This is a genomic window from Bradyrhizobium sp. UFLA05-125 (assembly GCF_059803515.1).
Genome location: NZ_JBANBJ010000014.1, coordinates 38430 through 55360 on the forward strand (window position 1 = coordinate 38430; position 16931 = coordinate 55360).

Here is a 16931-nt window from a genome sequence, read left to right on the forward strand (position 1 = left end):
GTGGGGCGACCCGATCGGCCTTCCCCCAGACAAAGCTTCTTTTCCGCGGAGCCGATGTCCGCTACCCTTGGCGTTAGCCACCGGGTTAGGTGGCGTATTCGCGACAATTTCAGCATAGATTGATTGGGCGGCAGCCGCGAGACTGTCCTTGGAAAACGGGGCGGAGCCATGATCAACCGGGATTCGGCAGCACTCTTGTCTCCGATCGAGCGCGACCTGCGGCTCGATCTGTTCCGCGGCATCGGCTTGTGGATGATCTTCCTCGATCACATCCCGCACGACGTGGTGTCGTGGCTGACCTTGCGGAATTACGGATTCAGCGACGCCGCCGAGTTCTTCGTCTTCATCTCCGGCTATCTCGTCGGCTGGATCTACGCGCCGATCGTGCGCGGCGGCTTCTTCCTTGCGGCACTCAAGCGTCTCTGGAGACGCACGGCCGAACTGTACGTCGCCCACATCATGCTGTTTCTGCTGTTCACGGCCCAGATCGCGCGCACCGCGCGGCGGTTCGACAACCCGATGTATGAGCACGAGTTCAACGTGTTCAATTTCCTCGCGCATCCGGATGAGCTGATCGGCCAGGCGATCCTCTTGAAATACAAGCCGGTCAATCTCGACGTGCTCCCGCTCTACATCACGCTGGTGTTCGCCTCGCCCTTCATCGTGTGGTGCCTCGTGCGACGTCCGAACCTCACACTGCTGGCATCCGTGGTGCTCTACGTGCTGTCGCGCTGGTTCGACTGGAATGTCGCGTCCTATCCGCCCGGCACGACCTGGTACTTCAATCCGTTCTGCTGGCAGCTGATGTTCGTGTTCGCGGCCTGGTGCGGTTCCGGCGAGGTCGACAAGATCGCGAAATGGGTGTGGTCGAAGTCCGTGATGGGGCTCGCAGCCGCCTGGATCGCGTTTGCGTTCCTGATCGTGATGACCTGGCACGTTCACACCCTCGAGGCGATGATCCCGAAGTGGATGATCAAGGCGATCTACCCGATCGACAAGACCGACCTCGACATGTTGCGTTTCACGCATTTTCTCGCGCTGGCGATCTGGGTCACGCAGCTCGTGCCGCGCCACTGGAAGGCGCTTCACACCAAATGGCTGCGACCGGTCATCCTGTGCGGGCAGCATTCGCTGCCGATCTTCTGTCTCGGCGTGTTCCTGTCGTTCTCCGCACACTGGATCCTGACCCAATACACCAAGGGCACGTGGGAGCAGCTCGCTGTCTCCTTTGCCGGCATCGTGGTCATGATCGTCGTTGCGTGGTTGTTCGACCGGGCGAAGCAAATTCCAGATCTGTTCGTGGACGTGCTCGAGGAGGAGGAGGAGCCCGAACCGGTGCCCGATCGCGACAAGACAGCCCCTGTCGTCGCGGCAGGTGTCGGTAGCTGAGAGGCGATCGCGGCGCTCGAATTTTGGCGAATTCTCATGGAGGGGTTCATGTCGAGAGGCTGGTTGACGATTGCGGGCACGCTGCTGTTTCTCACCTGCACCGCCGCCGCGCAGGCGCCCTCGCCCGAGGCGATGAGCGCGGCGCGCAAGCTCGTGACCACCATGAGGACGGCGGAGCAATATCGCGCGCTCCTGCCGCAGCTCCTGCTCAAGTTGCGCCCCGTCCTGGCTCAGGACAGGCCCGAGATCGAGCGCGACTTCGACGCCATGACGGCGACGAGCTCGGATATCTACGCTCCCTTCGTCGACCAGATGATCGACCAGATCGCAGCGGTCTACGCCGCCACCTTCACCGTCGACGAGCTGCGCCAGATCGAAGCCTTCTACGCCCAGCCGGCGGGGCGGAAGCTGCTCGAGAAATCGGACGCGCTTGCGCAGGCGAGCGCGCAGATCGCCCAGGACGTCAGCCGCAGGGCGGCCGACGAATTGAAGCAGCGCCTGACCGAGGCGCTGCGCCAGAAGGGGCACAAGCTCTGAGCCTGCCGTGGCGCAACCCAATCGCACGAGAACGACTTGCGTTTAGGCGTCGGCACGGCCCGCAATGCTCATCGCGCAGGTCCACGCAAATTGACCGGAAACGCCGTTGAAATTATAGCTTCCCTCAACGAACAACAGCACGACGGGGGAAGCCGACATGACCGGCGACATCGCAACCACCATCTCGAAAGCCCGCGAGCATTCGATCGGCGATCTTCTCCGCCGCTCCGCTGGCCGTGAACCGCACAAGCCGGCTCTCTCCTGCGGCAGCGTAAAGTGGACCTTTGCCGAGCTCGACGCGGTCTGCAATCGCCTGGCGCGCGGCCTCGATGGTCTCGGCGTCAGGAAGGGCGACCGTCTGGCGGTGTTGTCGCGCAATTCGCATGCGTTCGCCGCGCTTCGCTTCGCCGTGGCGCGGATCGGTGCGGTGCTGGTGCCGATCAACTTCATGCTCAATCCGGACGAGATCAACTTCATACTGAAGAATTCCGGTGCGAAGGTGCTGGCGACCGGTCCCGATTTCGTCGAGCCCGCGCGCACCGCAAGCGCCAGGGATTGCGCGGTCGAGAAGCTGATCTGGCTGCCGGGCGAGGATCCGGCGTCGCCGCCCGCGGGGCTCACCACGTTCGATGATCTCCTGCATTCCGATGGTTCGGTCTTCGAGGCCTCCGTCGATGCCCGCGATCTCGCGCAGATCATCTACACCAGTGGCACGGAATCGCTGCCCAAGGGCGCGATGCTGACCCACGACGCGGTCATGTGGCAGTATGTCAGCTGCATCATCGATGGCGGCATGAGCGCGCATGACAACGTGCTGCACGCGCTGCCGCTCTACCATTGCGCCCAGCTCGACGTCTTTCTGGGGCCGCAGATCTATCTCGGTGCCTCCGGCGTGATCACGGGCAAGCCGACCGCCGACAACATCCTGGCGCTGATCGCGGCTCATCGGATCACCGCCTTCTTCGCGCCGCCGACGATCTGGATCGCGATGCTGCGCTCGCCGAATTTCGACAAGACCGATCTGTCGACCTTGCAAAAGGGCTATTACGGCGCCTCGATCATGCCGGTGGAGGTGCTGCTCGAACTGCAGCGCCGCCTGCCGAACGTCAAATTCTGGAATTTCTACGGCCAGACCGAGATCGCGCCGCTCGCTACCGTGCTCCAGCCCGAAGACCAGCTCCGCAAGGCAGGCTCGGCCGGCAAGCCGACGATCAATGTCGAGACGCGCGTGGTCAACACCGCGATGGAGGACGTCGGGGTCGGTGAGGTCGGCGAGATCGTCCACCGCTCGCCGCATCTTCTGTCCGGCTATTACAACGACCCCGTGAAGACCGCGGCGGCATTTTCCGGCGGCTGGTTTCATTCCGGCGATCTCGCCACCGTCGACGCCGAGGGCTACATCACCGTCGTCGACCGCGTGAAGGACATGATCAAGACCGGCGGAGAGAACGTCGCGAGCCGCGAGGTCGAGGAAATGGTCTACCGCATTCCCGCGGTGTCGGAGGTCGCGGTGGTCGGGCTGCCCGATCTGCGCTGGATCGAGGCGGTCACCGCGATCATCGTGGTCAAGACAGGCGAGACGCTGGACGAGGACGCCGTCGTCAGGCATTGCGCCGGCCAGATGGCGCATTTCAAGGTGCCGAAGCGCGTCATCTTCGTCGACAGCCTGCCGAAGAATCCGAGCGGCAAGCTGCTCAAGCGCGAGCTGCGCCAGCGCTTCGTCGGCGGCGACACGCTCGACAAGGCGATCCAGACGAATTTCGGGACGTGAAAGTTCAATACTTCTTCATTGCGGCGCCGAACGCCAGCCAAAGCGCCGTCGACGCCAGCCCGAAGCCGCCGAGCAGCAGGAAGGTCGGGCCGTAGCCGATCCATTCCGCGATCCAGCCGCCGAGCGCGGGGCTGAGGCTTGCGCCGACGCCTTGCACGGTGATGACGGCGCCCTGGCCGAGATTGATGCGGCCGGTGCCGTTGAGGGAACGCGCGACCACGCCGGGCACGGCAACCGTCTGCAATCCCGTGCCGATGCCGTCGAGCACCTGCACCGGTACCACGCCCCACCATCCCGCGAGGAAGAAGGCAAGCACGCCGCGGATCGGCAGGAACATGAAGGAGACCAGGATCACCGGCCAGTAGTTGCGCTTGCTCGCGACCTTCATGGCGATCAGCGATGTCGCGACCATCACGCCTTGCGCGATCACCACCGTGGTTGCGACGAAGCTCGGCCCGTTGGCCTGGCCTTCGGCGACCGCCGCAAGACCATAGAGCGGCACGATCGCCGCATTGCCGAGATGGAAGATGGCGAGCGACAGCGCCAGCACGAGCAGCGGCTTGTGCCGGAGCAGCATCGTCATCGCGTCCGGCGGAGCCTTGGAGTCGTCCTCCTTGCTACCGCGCGCGACGCGGTCGTCGATCGATTTCGCGGGGATCATCAGCACGCAGGCGATCGCGATGACGCCGAATGCCGCGGCAAGCACGAACACGGACACATAGCCGTATCTGTAGCCGAGCCAGCCCGACAGCGCTGCGCCGACCATGTTGCCCGCATGGTTGAACGCCTGGTTGCGGCCGTTGAGCGCATTGAAACCCTTTTGCTTGGCGATGCCGAGCGTGATGCCGGTCACGGCCGGCACGATTGCCGCGCTCGCCAGCGACTGTGCCACTTGCGACAACGTCACCGCCCAGAAGTTCTGCGAGATCAGGATGATCGCGGAGGCGAGGACGACGCAGACGCCGGGGATCACGACCCAGAGGCGCTTGTTGCGGCTGGCGTCGATGAAGCCGCCGATCGGCGTCGTGATCAGCATGCCCGCGACATTGCCGATGGTCATGGCGGTGCCGATCAGGCCGCTCGCCCAGCCGCGGTCCTGAAGGAACACGCCGATAAACGGCCCGATGCCCGACTGCATGTCGGCCATGAAGAAATTGAGCGCGAAGAGAGGCCAGAGACGAGGCGAGGATGGGGACCGCGATGTCATCGATACGTCAAGCGTGGTCTCAACCGAATCCGGTGTTGGCGGGTTGCCTGGATCTTGTGTGGACCAAAACGTAACGGATGGTGATCCCATTGGTTCCAGCCGCTCTTGCGGACGAGCGATCCGCACGTCACTTGATTGTTGTTGACCGACGTCTTTCCTGGAGTTCGCCATGCCACTTTGGACCTGCGAAACCTGCGGCGCGCAATTTCCTGCGAGCGAAAGACCGCCGTCATCGTGTCCGATCTGCGAGGATGAGCGCCAGTTCGTGAATTGGAAGGGGCAGACGTTTCTGTCCCGCGAGGCCCTGGCGCAGCGCTGCCGCGCGGTGTGGCGGGACGATCTCGGCCTGACCGGCCTGTCGCTCGAGCCGAGCTTTGCGATCGGCCAGCGCGCGCTGCTCGTTCCCGACGGCGGTGCTGTCGTGATGTGGGACTGCGTTCCGCTGGCGACCACCGAGGCGATCGACCATGTCAGATCGCTCGGCGGGTTGAAGGCGATCGCGATCTCGCATCCGCACTACTATGGCGCGCTTGCCGATTGGAGCGAGGCCTTTGGCGGCGTGCCGGTTTATCTCCATGCCGACGACCGCCAATGGGTGACGCGGCCGCATCGCGCAATCGAGCACTGGACCGGCGACAGTCATCGCCTCTCGGACGACGTCACGCTGTTGCGCAGCGGCGGCCATTTCGCCGGCGCCACCATGCTGCACTGGACGCGTGGCGCTGACGGCAGGGGTGCGCTGCTCACCGGCGACATCGCGCAGGTGACGATGGACCGCCGCTTCGTCAGCTTCATGTATTCCTATCCGAACTACATGCCGCTGAACGCCGCCGCGGTGCGTCGGATTGCGGAGGCCGTCAAGCCGCTCGCCTTTGATCGCATCTATGGCGCCTGGTGGGGCCGTAACATCGCAGACGGTGCCAAGGCGGCGTTCGACGCGTCGGTGGCGCGCTATCTCGCCGCGATCGCCTGACGCGCGTCGGCTAGGCCCGCTGCCGCAGGGCGGCGGGCAGGTCCTGCCTCCTGGACCAGGAGATGTAGTAGGCAACCGCTGCGATTGCAGCCAGCCCTGCGAGGCTGACCAGGATCTGCATCGCGACGAGATTAGGTCCCGTGATCAGGACGAGATGCGCGGCGAAGGAGAGGAACACGCTGACGCAGAACACCGCGAGCCACTCCTCGCCGCTCCGGATTACCGGTTGCAGCGATTTCCATTGCAGTGCCGGATGATCGGCCGGCACCAGATATGCGGCGAGGAAGGCGAGCGCGAGGAAATGCAGCACGCGATGTGGCGCGAGGTTTTCCTTGTCGGGCGTGAAGAGGTCGAGCACGGCATCCGGCAGATAGGCGGAAAGCGCTGGCGAATGCCGCGCCAGCGTGACCGCCATTGCGAACACGAGATAGGCGCCGGCGAGCGCGCGCAGCCAGGACATGCCGTGCAGCGTGCGGCTGGGCGCGCCAGTCACCGCGAACCAGCCTCCGAGCACCATCAGCATCTGCCAGCAGAACGGATTGAAGGTCCATTCGCTGTCCGGAGAGATCCGGAACGTCCAGCCGAAATACCTCGCCGCGAAGTATACCGCGATCGATGCGAGCAGCGTCAGGTGCGGACCGCGGAGCAGGCCCCACAGCGCCAGCGGAAAGAACGCCATCAGCGGGATCATCAATTGCAACAGGTCGAGGTTGAGCGGCTCTTCCTGGAGCACCAGCCCACGCACCAGGATGCGCAGGGGATGGTCGAGAATCCCCGAGATATTGTACTCGTGGATGATCTCGGGTGCGGTCGATTGCGAGGCGAAGTAGGCAATGGCGTCGATATAGATCACGAACAGCACGACGTAGGCCGCATAGAGACGCCAGACGCGACCGAAGATGCGGGTTGCCGCGACGACGAAGCCGCGCTCCAGCGCCATCTTGCCGTGGATGATCGTGACGCCATAGCCGACCACGAACACGAACAGGTCGGCTGCACCGCTGAAGCCAAAATTGCGCAAGGTCAGCAGATTGGCAACATTATTCGGCACGTGGTCGAGGAAGATCGACCAGTTGGCAATCCCGAGCGTAAGATAAAGCCTGGCATCGTGGCTGTGTGCGGCGAGGGTCGCCTTGATGGACGGTTTCATTGCAAAAAAATGGGAATCAGGGGCGCTGCTTTTAACGATAACCATCGCACGATCCGAGTAGCGATTCCGTGAACGGGCATCACACTCTCCCCTTGCGGGAGAGGGTGGCTTCGCCAGCGAAGCCGGGTGAGGGGTTCTCTCCGCGAGCTCATCTCATTGTAGTAGTGCGCGGACAGACACCCCTCATCCGGCGCTTCGCGCCACCTTCTCCCACAGGGGGAGAAGGAAGAAATGGCCCATCACAACCTCTTGATCTGCCGCGCCCGTGCGCTATATCCCGGGTTTCCTCATCCAGTTTCGATCGGGTAAACGCATGACGACGTCAGATACGGCTGTGCACTCGCAGCCCTTCCAGGCCGAGGTGTCCGAACTCCTGCACCTGATGGTGCACTCCGTCTACTCCGAGACCGACATCTTCCTGCGCGAGCTGATTTCGAACGCGTCGGATGCCTGCGACAAGCTCCGCTACGAGGCGATCGCGACCCCGGCGTTACTCGGCGAGGGCGACGCACCAAAGATCCGCATCATCCCCAACAAGCAGGCCGGCACGCTCACCATCGCCGACAACGGCATCGGCATGGAGCGGCAGGAGTTGATCGATCATCTCGGCACCATCGCCCGCTCGGGCACCAAGGCTTTCGTGGCGAAGCTGAAGGAGGCCAAGGACGGGCTCGGCCTGATCGGCCAGTTCGGCGTCGGCTTCTATTCTGCTTTCATGGTTGCGGACAGGATTCTCGTCGTCAGCCGCAGGGCCGGCGAGAGCGACGTCTGGACCTGGACCTCGTCGGGCGGCTCCGGTTTCGAGATCGCGCGTGCGAGCGACGAAGATGCAGCACGCGTGAGCCGTGGCACCGAGATCGTGCTGCACCTGAAGGGGGATGCGAAGAAGTATCTGGAAGACTACGAGATCCAGCGCGTCGTCTCTGCCTATTCCGACAATATCCTCTTTCCCATCGAGCTCGTGCCGGCAGAAGGCGAACCGCGCCAGATCAATTCGGCGAGCGCACTGTGGCAGCGGTCGAAATCGGAGCTTTCTGCTGACGACTACAAGAAGGCCTATCAGCAGATCGCCACTGTCTTCGACGATCCCGCGATGACGCTGCATTATCGTGCCGAGGGACGCTATTCCTACGCCGTGCTGCTGTTCGCGCCGTCGACCAAGCCGTTCGATCTGTTCGAGCCGTCGCGCAAGGGGAGGGTCAAACTCTATGTCCGGCGTGTCTTCATCACCGAGGATGCGGATCTGTTGCCGGGCTATCTGCGCTTCATCCGCGGCGTCGTCGACAGCGAGGACCTGCCGCTCAACATTTCCCGCGAGATGCTGCAAAACAACCCCCAGCTCGCGCAGATCCGCAAAGCGGTCGCCACCCGCGTCGTCTCCGAGCTCGAAAGCCTCGCCGAAAAGGACGCAGAGAATTTTGCGAAGATCTGGGACGCTTTTGGCGCGGTGCTGAAGGAGGGTATCTACGAGGACTTCGAACGCCGCGAGAAGCTGCTGGCGCTGTCGCGTTTCACGACGACCACGGGCGAGAAGCGTTCCCTGAAGGATGTCGTCGCCGACTTCAAGCCGAACCAGACCGAGATCTATTATCTCGTCGGCGACAGCATCGAGCGGCTGAGGTCCAGTCCGCGTCTGGAGGCGGCGGCTGCGCGCGGCATCGAGGTGCTGCTGCTCACCGATCCCGTCGATGCCTTCTGGACCTCGATGCCGATGTCGTTCGACGGCAAGCCGCTGAAGTCGCTGGGCCAGGGCGATCTCAACCTCGACCTGATCCCGCGCGTCGACGAGGAGACGAAGGATGAGCCGGCGGCCGATGAAGCCGCCACCATCGCGCTGATCAAGGGTTCCCTCAACGAGCGCGTCAGCGACGTGAAGGCCTCGACGCGTCTCACCAGCTCCGCATCCTGCCTCGTCGCCGACAGCCAAGGTCCGAGCCGCGAGCTCGAGCGCCTTCTGGCGCAGCAGAACCGGGGCGAGCGCTCCAGGCCGATCCTCGAGGTCAATCTGCGCCATCCGCTGGTCACCGCGATCACCAGGGCGCCGGCGGGCTCGACAGTGATCGATGATCTCTGCCTGCTGCTGCTGGAGCAGGCCCAGATCCTCGATGGCGAATTGCCGGAAGACCCGTCCGCCTTCGCTGCAAGGCTGAACCGCCTGGTGCTCAAGGGGCTGGGTTAGCGCTGCCGTAGGCGAACGTCATCGCCGTTTTCTCTGCTCAGCTCCCTCCCCCCTTGTGGGGGAGGGCCGGGGAGGGGGGTAGCCCAGCAAAAGGTCTATCCGTCTCTGAGAGCGTGCAGAGTAGTTTCGCTCACATCGAGAGAGTGTGCCGTGTGGCACCCCCCTCCCTAGCCCTCCCCCACAAGGGGGAGGGAACGCATCTCGCATCTCTTTCGGCTTTCATTCTGGGTTGCCAAACGACGTTGCAGCGAGCACGCTCACTCCGCCGCATCCTTCTGCTCGTCGTGCGCGGCCTCTGCCTTCGCCTTCGGCTTCTTCGCCATCCAGCGTGAGAGCAGATTGGAGAAGCGGTCGAGATAGAGATAGACCACTGGCGTCGTGAACAGCGTAAGAGCCTGGCTGACCAGGAGGCCGCCGACCATGGCATAGCCGAGTGGCTGGCGGATCTCCGCGCCGGTGCCGGTGCCGAGCATCAAGGGCACGCCGCCGAGCAGCGCCGCCATCGTGGTCATCATGATCGGGCGGAAGCGCAGCAGCGCCGCCTGGCGGATTGACTGCTCCGGCGTCAAATGCTGCTCGCGTTCGGCGGCGATCGCGAAATCCACCATCATGATGCCGTTCTTCTTGACGATGCCGATCAGGAGGATGATTCCGATCAAGGCAATCAGGCTGAAGTCGAAGCCGAAGATCATCAGGATGGCGATCGCGCCGACTCCAGCCGAGGGCAGCGTGGAGAGAATGGTCAGGGGATGGATGTAGCTCTCATAGAGCACGCCCAGGATCAGGTAGACCACGACGAGCGCGGCCAGGATCAGCAGCGGCACGGTGCCGAGCGATTGCTGGAACGCCTGCGCGGTGCCCTGGAAGCTCGTTGCCAGTGTCGGCGGTGCGCGCATTTCGCTGACGGCTTGCGAGACCGCGTCGGTCGCCTGCCCGAGCGCCACGTCCTCGGCGAGGTTGAAGCTGATCGTCACCGCCGGAAACTGCCCCTGATGGGCGATCGCGAGCGGCCGCACCGGCACATTGGTCCAGCTACAAAATACCGAAAGCGGCACCTGCTCGCCCGTCAGCGGCGACCTGATGTAGATCTTGTCGAGCGTATCCAATTTGCCCTGCAGCTCCGGGGTGATCTCGAGGATCACGTGATAGCTGTTGGTCTGGGTGAAATACTGTGTGACCTGGCGCTGGCCGAATGCGTCATAGAGCGTATCGTCGATCAGCTGCGGCTGGATGCCGTAGCGCGCTGCGGTATCGCGGTTGATAGTGAGCTGAAGCGTCGTGCCTTCGGTCTGCTGGTCGGTGGCGACGTCGCGAAGCTGCGGCAGCGTCTTCATCGCTTCCAGGATCTTTGGCGCCCATGCGTTCAGCTCGGTAAGATTGGCGTCCTGGAGCGTGAACTCGAACTGGGTGCGCGTCGCGCGGCCGCCGAGACGCACGTCCTGCGAGGCCTGCATATAGAGGCGGGCGCCCTCGATCTTGGCGAGCTTTGGCCGCAGTCGCGCGATGATCTGCTGCGCGCTGACGTCACGCTCCTCCCGCGGCTTCAACGTGATGTACATGCGCCCGGAATTCAGTGCGGTGCCGCCGCCGCCGATGAACATCGCGATCGAATCGACGGCTGGATCGGCCTGCACGATCGCGTTGAGTTCCTCCTGGCGCCGTTTCATCTCCGCAAACGAGATGTCCTGCGGCATCTCGGAGACTGCGGTCAGGAAGCCGTTGTCCTGCTGCGGGAAGAATCCCTTCGGGATCAGGATGAAGAGGTAAACCGACAGGGCAATCGTCGCGAAGAAGATGCAGAGCGTGATGAAGCTGTGCCGCAGCGCGACGTCGAGCCCGCGCTCATAGGTGCCGAGCAGGCGCTCGAACATCCGCTCGCTCCACTGGTAGACCCGTCCATGCCGCGCCTCCTGGTCGGCGCGCAGGAAGCGCGAGGCCATCATCGGGGTGAGCGTGAGCGACACCACCAGCGAGACGAAGATCGCCATCGCGAGCGTCACCGCGAACTCGCGGAACAGCCGGCCGATGATGCCGCCCATGAGCAGCAGGGGGATCAGCACGGCGATCAGCGAGATGCTGATCGAGACGATGGTGAAGCCGATCTCCGCCGCCCCCTTGTAGGCAGCAGCCAGCGGTCGCTCGCCGTGCTCGACGTAGCGGGTAATGTTCTCGAGCATCACGATCGCATCATCGACCACGAACCCGACCGCGATCGTCAGCGCCATCAGGGAGAGGTTGTCCAGCGAGTAGCCGAACACCCACATCAGCGAGCAGGCACCCAGCAGTGCCAGCGGAACGGTCACGGTCGGAATGATTGTGGCCCAGAAGCTGCGCAGGAAGAGAAAGATCACCATCACCACCAGCCCAATGGTGATCAGGAGCGTGATCTGCACGTCCTCGACCGCGTCGCGGATCGTAATGGTGCGATCGCTGATGATCTTGATGGCGATTGCCGGCGGGATCGCCGCCACCAGCCGCGGCAGTTGTGCCTTGATGCGTTCGACGGTGTCGATGACGTTGGCGCCGGGTTGCTTGAAGATGACGAGGAATACGCCCCGTTTGCCGTCGGCCCACGCCGCGGTCTTCATGTCCTCAGGTCCGGCTACCGCCTCGCCGATGTCGCGGATCCGCAAGGGAGCGCCATTGCGATAGACAATGATCACATCCTGCCAGGCCGAGGCTTCGAGCAGCTGGTCGTTGGCGTAGATGGTGTAGGCGCGCCGCGTGCCGTCGATGTTTCCCTTCGGACTGTCGGTGGTGGTGATCGCGATCTGGCTGCGCACGTCCTCAAGCGACAGGCCCTTGGCGACGAGCTTTGCCGGATCGACCTGGACGCGCACCGACGGCTTCTGCTGTCCGCCGACGAAGACCTGCGCGACCCCGGAGATCTGGCTGATCTGCTGGGCAAGCTGGGCGTCGGTGCGGTCGCTGACGGTGGTCAGCGGCAGCGTGTCCGACGTCGCCGACAGGATCATGATTGGCGAATCCGCCGGGTTGACCTTGCGATAGGTGGGAGGCGAGGGCAGGTTCTTGGGCAGTTGGCCGCTCGCCGCGTTGATGGCGGCCTGAACGTCGTTGGCGGCGGCGTCGATCTGACGGTTCAGATCGAACTGGATGGTGATCGAGGCCGAACCGAGCGAGCTCGTCGATGTCATCTGCGCGATGCCGGGGATCTGCGCGAGCTGGCGCTCGAGCGGCTGCGCCACCGAGGAGGCCATCGTCTCCGGGCTGCCGCCGGGGAGTGATGCGGAAAGCTGGATGGTTGGAAAGTCGACCTGCGGCAGCGGTGCAACCGGCAGCAGTGGATAGGCCACGAGGCCGACGAAAAGGATACCCGCCATCAGCAGCGAGGTGCCGATCGGGTAGCGGATGAATGGAGACGAGAAGCTCTCTTGCATGCCCTGAAACCATCGACTGGCCAGCGCATCTTCTCCTCGCGAATGCGGAGTCGCGCCCGAGAGCCCGTGCGCGAATGTGCGTTTCCTTTAGCCCATATGTTGAATGCCCTGAGCCATCGGCGGTTCGGGGCCGGCGTTGTAACGGCAAGATTAGTCCCTTCGCGCCGGCTTGCGAACGGAATCCTGCGGGGGATGATTGCGACCTTTGTCGAACAGGAACGACCCGCAGATATGCGCTTTCTGCAGGTCAAGAGAGGTCAGCCTGTCTGCTCTTTCGATCGTGCGTCACAAGCGGGAGAGGTATATGTTGCGGAGCAGTCGCCTCCGCCGCCGCGCTATGCCATATCGGACCTGTGCGACGCCCGCCGTCGCTGCCGATTCGAGGAATTTCCGATGCGCATACCGCTCCTGACCATCATCGCCATCGCCACGCTCCAGGCAGCAACGCCTGCCAGCGCCCAGCGCTACGACCCGCGCTATCCGGTATGCATGCACGTCTACACGGGAGGGCCCCGCGGTGGCGGCAGCGACTGGTTCGATTGCTCGTACGCGTCACTGGAGCAGTGCCGCGCCTCGGCCTCCGGCCTTTCCGCATCCTGCGACGTCAATCCCTACTACGTCTCCGACCAGCCGCAGCCGCGCCGGCGCTATAAACCGGCTTACTAGCGCCATCGTCAGCGCGTCCGAGCGCCGCAATGTGTGCGGTGCAGCGTTCACCGCTCGCCCGGCCACCATTCCGAGCGAGGATCACGCACGGAGATCTTCGTGGTGCGCAGCGCCACGAGATGACTACGCTTGTAGGGAAACCCTGACAGCTCCGAGCATTGCCGGCAGCGCATGTAGCGTTCCAGCTCGTGGATCGGCGTCGATTTCCGGCGCCTGATGACGTCGAGCGCCACGGTCTGGTGCGTCTCGCAGCCGAGGCACTTCACCTCGAGATAGCAATAGCCGGCGTTCAGCGCATCGCCCAGCGTCGGCGACGGCTGGGCCGGCCCCTGAAAGGACAGCATCCGCTTGTTCCAGGCCTCGCAGGCGAGGCGGTCGGCCTCTTTCCGCGCCGCTGCCGCCCGCTCCGCCGCCGCGCGAACGGACGCGCCGTAGATTCGCTCGCGAGATTTGTTGCCCATGGCGCGAGACAATGCGTGCGCGGGAGAGGCGAGGGCAAGCCGCTAGGGATTGCGGGTGTGGATGCCGCGGACGCAAGCCGCTGCCGAGCGGGCCGGGCTCGCGGCTACTCCTTCTTCACTCCCGACAACTGCACCACCTCACGCCAGCGCGCGGTCTCTTCGGTCAGCATGCTGCCGAACTCGCCCGCATTGCCGTGCAGCACCATCGCGCCGAGCTGGGCGATGCGGCGCTTGATCTCGCTGTCGGACAGCGCCGCGTCGATCTCGCGGTTCAACAGATCGATGATCTCGCGTGGCGTATCCTGCGGCGCGCCGACGCCGTAGAAGGACGATGTCTCGTAATCCGGCAGCGTATCCGCGATCGACGGCACGTCGGGCAGGATGTCGGAGCGTTCACGTGTCGTGACGCCGAGTGCGCGCAGCTTGCCGGCGCGCACCAGCTCGAAGGACGAGGTGACGTTGTCGAACATGCCGTGCACCTGGCCGGTCATCACGTCGGTCAGGCCGGGCGCCGACCCGCGATAGGGAACGTGGGTGAACTGCACGCGGGCAAGCGCCTTGAACAGCTCGCCGGACAGATGCAGTGAGGTTCCGATGCCGGAGGAGGCGATCGAGAGCATGCCGGGATTTGCCCTGGCGTAGAGGATGAAGTCCGAAACGGTCCGCACCGGCAGATCGTTGTTGACGACAAGCACGAGCGGAATGCGCGCCACGCCGGCAACCGGTGCGATGGACTTGGCGAAATCATAGGGCAGCGCCGGATCGAAGGACGCGTTGATCGCGTTCGCGGTCGAGGTCAGCAGCAGCGTGTAGCCGTCCGGTTCCGAGGCAATCACCGCCTGCGTGCCGATATTGCTGCCGGCGCCGGGCTTGTTCTCGACCACGAAGGTCTGGCCGAGCCGCTCGGACAAGCGCTGGCAGAGCAGCCGCGACAGCACGTCGGTCGCGCCGCCAGGTGCGTAAGGAACCACCCATTTCACGCTGCGCGAGGGATAGGAGGGATTTCCCACGGCAAAGGCGCGGGGAGCGGCGAGGCCTGCGAGGGCACAGGCGGCCGCGCGGAGGAAGTTGCGCTTGGTGACCATTGTTCTTGCCTCAAAGCGAGGAAATTATCGGTGCGAACCAGCTCGCCCGCATGTCTGAAATCGATATCGCAAGAATCGCGCCGACCCGCACGCCGTTCCCGTCGGCTTGGTAAAGGATGACCAGAGTTAATCGCGGACTAACCCTGTTTTTACCTTGGCTCTTAACACCTGGTCAGGGCTCGCGGTCTATAGCTACTGACAGACGAGTGACCAGCCGAAAGACATCAACAACATGAACCCCGGCGTCATCGAGCAGGCGAAAACGACGCGCGCGCCCTCGGCCTCGAAAATCTGGCTGAAGGCGATCGAACTCACCGCGCGCATCGAGACGCTGCCGGGCCGGCTGTTCGCCGATGTCATCGAGGATTGGGCGAGACGCCAGCCGGACCGCGCGGCGCTCCTCACGGACGACGAAACGATCAGCTACGATCAGCTCGCAAAACGTATCAACCGCTACGCGCGCTGGGCACGCTCGGTCGGCCTCGCGAAGGGCGACACCGTCGGTATGATCATGCCGAATGGTGCCGACTATGTCGCCGCCTGGCTCGGCATCAGCCGTATCGGTGGCGTCGTCGCGCTGATCAACACCAAGCTGGTTGGACAGTCGCTGGCGCATTGCATCGATGTCGCGAAGCCGTCCCACCTCATCGTCGCGCATGATCTCGCCGAGGCGCTTGCGGACGCCACGCAGCACCTGAATTCGGCGGCAAAGATCTGGACCCATGGCGATGCGCGCAGCGAGCGCTCGATCGATGTGGCGCTGGCGGCGCTCGACGACGGCCCGCTCTCGCAGGACGAGCACGGCGGCGTGACCATCAATGACCGCGCGCTACTGATCTATACCTCCGGCACCACGGGCCTGCCCAAGGCAGCCAGCATCAGCCATCGCCGCATCCTCAACTGGGGCTTCTGGTTTGCCGGGCTCATGGGCGCGACGCCACAGGACCGGCTCTACGATTGCCTGCCGTTGTTTCATTCCGTCGGCGGCATCGTCGCGCCCTGCAGCATGCTCGCCGCTGGCGGCTCGGTGGTGATCGCGGACAAATTCTCGGCGACGAATTTCTGGTCCGACATCGTCCGCCACGACTGCACCCTGTTCCAGTATATCGGCGAGCTCTGCCGATATCTCCTGAAAGCGCCGCCGTCGGAGTATGAGAACCGCCACGGCCTGCGGCTCGTCTGCGGCAATGGCCTGCGCGGCGACATCTGGGAGGACTTCCAGGCCCGCTTTGCGCTTCCCCGCATCCTCGAATTCTACGCGGCGACCGAAGGCAACTTCTCGCTGTTCAACGTCGAGGGCAGACCGGGTGCGATCGGCCGCATCCCGCCGCTGCTTGCGCATCGTTTCCCGGCGGCGATCGTCAAGCTCGATCCCGACGCCGGCGTGCCCCTGCGCAATGCCGACGGCCTTTGCCTGGCCTGCGCGCGCGGCGAGGCCGGTGAAGCCATCGGCCGCATCGGCACCGCCGATGAAGGCGGCGGCCGTTTCGAGGGCTATACCGACGCCGGCGAGACCGAGAAGAAGATCCTGCGCCATGTCTTCGCTCACGGCGATGCCTGGTTCCGCACCGGCGATCTGATGCAGCTGGATGACAAGGGCTTCTTTCATTTCGTCGACCGCATCGGCGACACCTTCCGCTGGAAGGGCGAGAACGTTGCGACCTCGGAGGTCAACGACGCCGTGCGTGATTGCTCCGGCGTGGTCGACGCAACGACCTACGGCGTCAGCATTCCCGGCACCGACGGCCGCGCCGGCATGAGCGCAATCGTGGTCAACGAGGGCTTTGATCTGGCCGCACTCGCGGGTCATCTCGCCACGCGCCTGCCTCCTTACGCCCGCCCCGTCTTCATCCGCATTTCGACCGGGCTCGATGCGACCGAGACTTTCAAGCAGAAGAAGAGCCAGCTCGCGCGCGAGGGGTTTGATCCCGGCGCGATCGCTGATCCGCTGTACGTGATGGAGCCGAAGTCCGGCGTCTATGTCGCGGTTGACCGGGAGACGTACGTGCAAATTGTTGATGGCTCTGTCAGGCTCTAATGGGCTACAAAAACAGAGATAGGTCCAATTTTATCTGAATTGTCCAAGAAGCCATTTACTTCTGTCCGGTAAACCAC

At 63.9% G+C, this 16931-nt stretch carries 12 protein-coding genes; 7 read left to right on the forward strand and 5 right to left on the reverse strand.

The genetic code is table 11. From position 1 onward, the window contains the following. Window positions 1-168: 168 nt before the first annotated feature. The 3 genes from SO156_RS15615 (at window position 169) to SO156_RS15625 (ending at window position 3697) form a co-directional block, all read left to right on the forward strand. Window positions 169-1389 (forward strand): OpgC domain-containing protein, encoded by a 1221-nt coding sequence (locus tag SO156_RS15615; protein ID WP_498535411.1) that lies wholly within the window; start codon window positions 169-171, stop codon window positions 1387-1389. A gap of 48 nt (window positions 1390-1437) precedes the next feature. Next, entirely contained in the window at window positions 1438-1926 is a 489-nt protein-coding gene (locus tag SO156_RS15620; protein WP_458151138.1) for a DUF2059 domain-containing protein, read from the forward strand. A 157-nt stretch (window positions 1927-2083) separates the two neighbouring features. Beyond that, window positions 2084-3697, forward strand: coding sequence for an acyl-CoA synthetase (locus SO156_RS15625; RefSeq protein WP_498535412.1), 1614 nt, complete (start codon window positions 2084-2086; stop codon window positions 3695-3697). 4 nt (window positions 3698-3701) lie between these two features. On the opposite strand, the gene SO156_RS15630 is transcribed toward SO156_RS15625, so the two are convergent. Further along, window positions 3702-4904, reverse strand: coding sequence for an MFS transporter (locus SO156_RS15630; RefSeq protein WP_498535413.1), 1203 nt, complete (start codon window positions 4902-4904; stop codon window positions 3702-3704). Window positions 4905-5073: 169 nt separating this feature from the next. On the opposite strand from SO156_RS15630, the gene SO156_RS15635 reads away from it, so the two are divergent. After that, complete coding sequence (locus SO156_RS15635) at window positions 5074-5877, forward strand: MBL fold metallo-hydrolase (RefSeq protein ID WP_498535414.1); 804 nt, start codon at window positions 5074-5076, stop codon at window positions 5875-5877. A gap of 10 nt (window positions 5878-5887) precedes the next feature. On the opposite strand, the gene SO156_RS15640 is transcribed toward SO156_RS15635, so the two are convergent. Then, a complete protein-coding gene (locus SO156_RS15640) occupies window positions 5888-7027 on the reverse strand; it encodes an OpgC domain-containing protein (protein ID WP_498535415.1) in 1140 nt (379 codons plus the stop codon). Between the two features lie 313 nt (window positions 7028-7340). On the opposite strand from SO156_RS15640, the gene htpG reads away from it, so the two are divergent. Then, window positions 7341-9206 carry a molecular chaperone HtpG gene (gene htpG, locus SO156_RS15645; RefSeq protein WP_498535416.1) on the forward strand — a complete coding sequence of 622 codons (1866 nt, stop codon included), beginning with the start codon at window positions 7341-7343 and terminating at the stop codon, window positions 9204-9206. 257 nt (window positions 9207-9463) lie between these two features. Here htpG and SO156_RS15650 read toward each other — a convergent pair whose 3' ends face one another. After that, a complete protein-coding gene (locus SO156_RS15650) occupies window positions 9464-12604 on the reverse strand; it encodes a multidrug efflux RND transporter permease subunit (RefSeq protein ID WP_498535417.1) in 3141 nt (1046 codons plus the stop codon). 393 nt (window positions 12605-12997) lie between these two features. On the opposite strand from SO156_RS15650, the gene SO156_RS15655 reads away from it, so the two are divergent. Next, window positions 12998-13270 (forward strand): DUF3551 domain-containing protein, encoded by a 273-nt coding sequence (locus tag SO156_RS15655; protein ID WP_458151131.1) that lies wholly within the window; start codon window positions 12998-13000, stop codon window positions 13268-13270. A 47-nt stretch (window positions 13271-13317) separates the two neighbouring features. On the opposite strand, the gene SO156_RS15660 is transcribed toward SO156_RS15655, so the two are convergent. Together SO156_RS15660 and SO156_RS15665 are read right to left on the reverse strand one after the other, a co-directional pair. Then, entirely contained in the window at window positions 13318-13731 is a 414-nt protein-coding gene (locus tag SO156_RS15660; protein WP_458151130.1) for a hypothetical protein, read from the reverse strand. A gap of 104 nt (window positions 13732-13835) precedes the next feature. Next, window positions 13836-14816, reverse strand: coding sequence for a Bug family tripartite tricarboxylate transporter substrate binding protein (locus SO156_RS15665; protein WP_498535418.1), 981 nt, complete (start codon window positions 14814-14816; stop codon window positions 13836-13838). Window positions 14817-15039: 223 nt separating this feature from the next. Here SO156_RS15665 and SO156_RS15670 point away from each other — a divergent pair, with 223 nt between their 5' ends. Continuing rightward, complete coding sequence (locus SO156_RS15670; RefSeq protein ID WP_498535473.1) at window positions 15040-16854, forward strand: long-chain-acyl-CoA synthetase; 1815 nt, start codon at window positions 15040-15042, stop codon at window positions 16852-16854. The last annotated feature ends 77 nt before the right edge of the window (window positions 16855-16931 follow it).

Excerpts from the sequence above, each read along its gene's own strand:
- SO156_RS15615 (WP_498535411.1), top strand. The coding sequence starts at position 169 with ATGATCAACCGGGATTCGGCAGCACTCTTGTCTCCGATCGAGCGCGAC.
- SO156_RS15620 (WP_458151138.1), top strand. The coding sequence starts at position 1,438 with ATGTCGAGAGGCTGGTTGACGATTGCGGGCACGCTGCTGTTTCTCACC.
- SO156_RS15625 (WP_498535412.1), top strand. The coding sequence starts at position 2,084 with ATGACCGGCGACATCGCAACCACCATCTCGAAAGCCCGCGAGCATTCG.
- SO156_RS15630 (WP_498535413.1), bottom strand. The coding sequence starts at position 4,904 with ATGACATCGCGGTCCCCATCCTCGCCTCGTCTCTGGCCTCTCTTCGCG.
- SO156_RS15635 (WP_498535414.1), top strand. The coding sequence starts at position 5,074 with ATGCCACTTTGGACCTGCGAAACCTGCGGCGCGCAATTTCCTGCGAGC.
- SO156_RS15640 (WP_498535415.1), bottom strand. The coding sequence starts at position 7,027 with ATGAAACCGTCCATCAAGGCGACCCTCGCCGCACACAGCCACGATGCC.
- htpG (WP_498535416.1), top strand. The coding sequence starts at position 7,341 with ATGACGACGTCAGATACGGCTGTGCACTCGCAGCCCTTCCAGGCCGAG.
- SO156_RS15650 (WP_498535417.1), bottom strand. The coding sequence starts at position 12,604 with ATGCAAGAGAGCTTCTCGTCTCCATTCATCCGCTACCCGATCGGCACC.
- SO156_RS15655 (WP_458151131.1), top strand. The coding sequence starts at position 12,998 with ATGCGCATACCGCTCCTGACCATCATCGCCATCGCCACGCTCCAGGCA.
- SO156_RS15660 (WP_458151130.1), bottom strand. The coding sequence starts at position 13,731 with ATGGGCAACAAATCTCGCGAGCGAATCTACGGCGCGTCCGTTCGCGCG.
- SO156_RS15665 (WP_498535418.1), bottom strand. The coding sequence starts at position 14,816 with ATGGTCACCAAGCGCAACTTCCTCCGCGCGGCCGCCTGTGCCCTCGCA.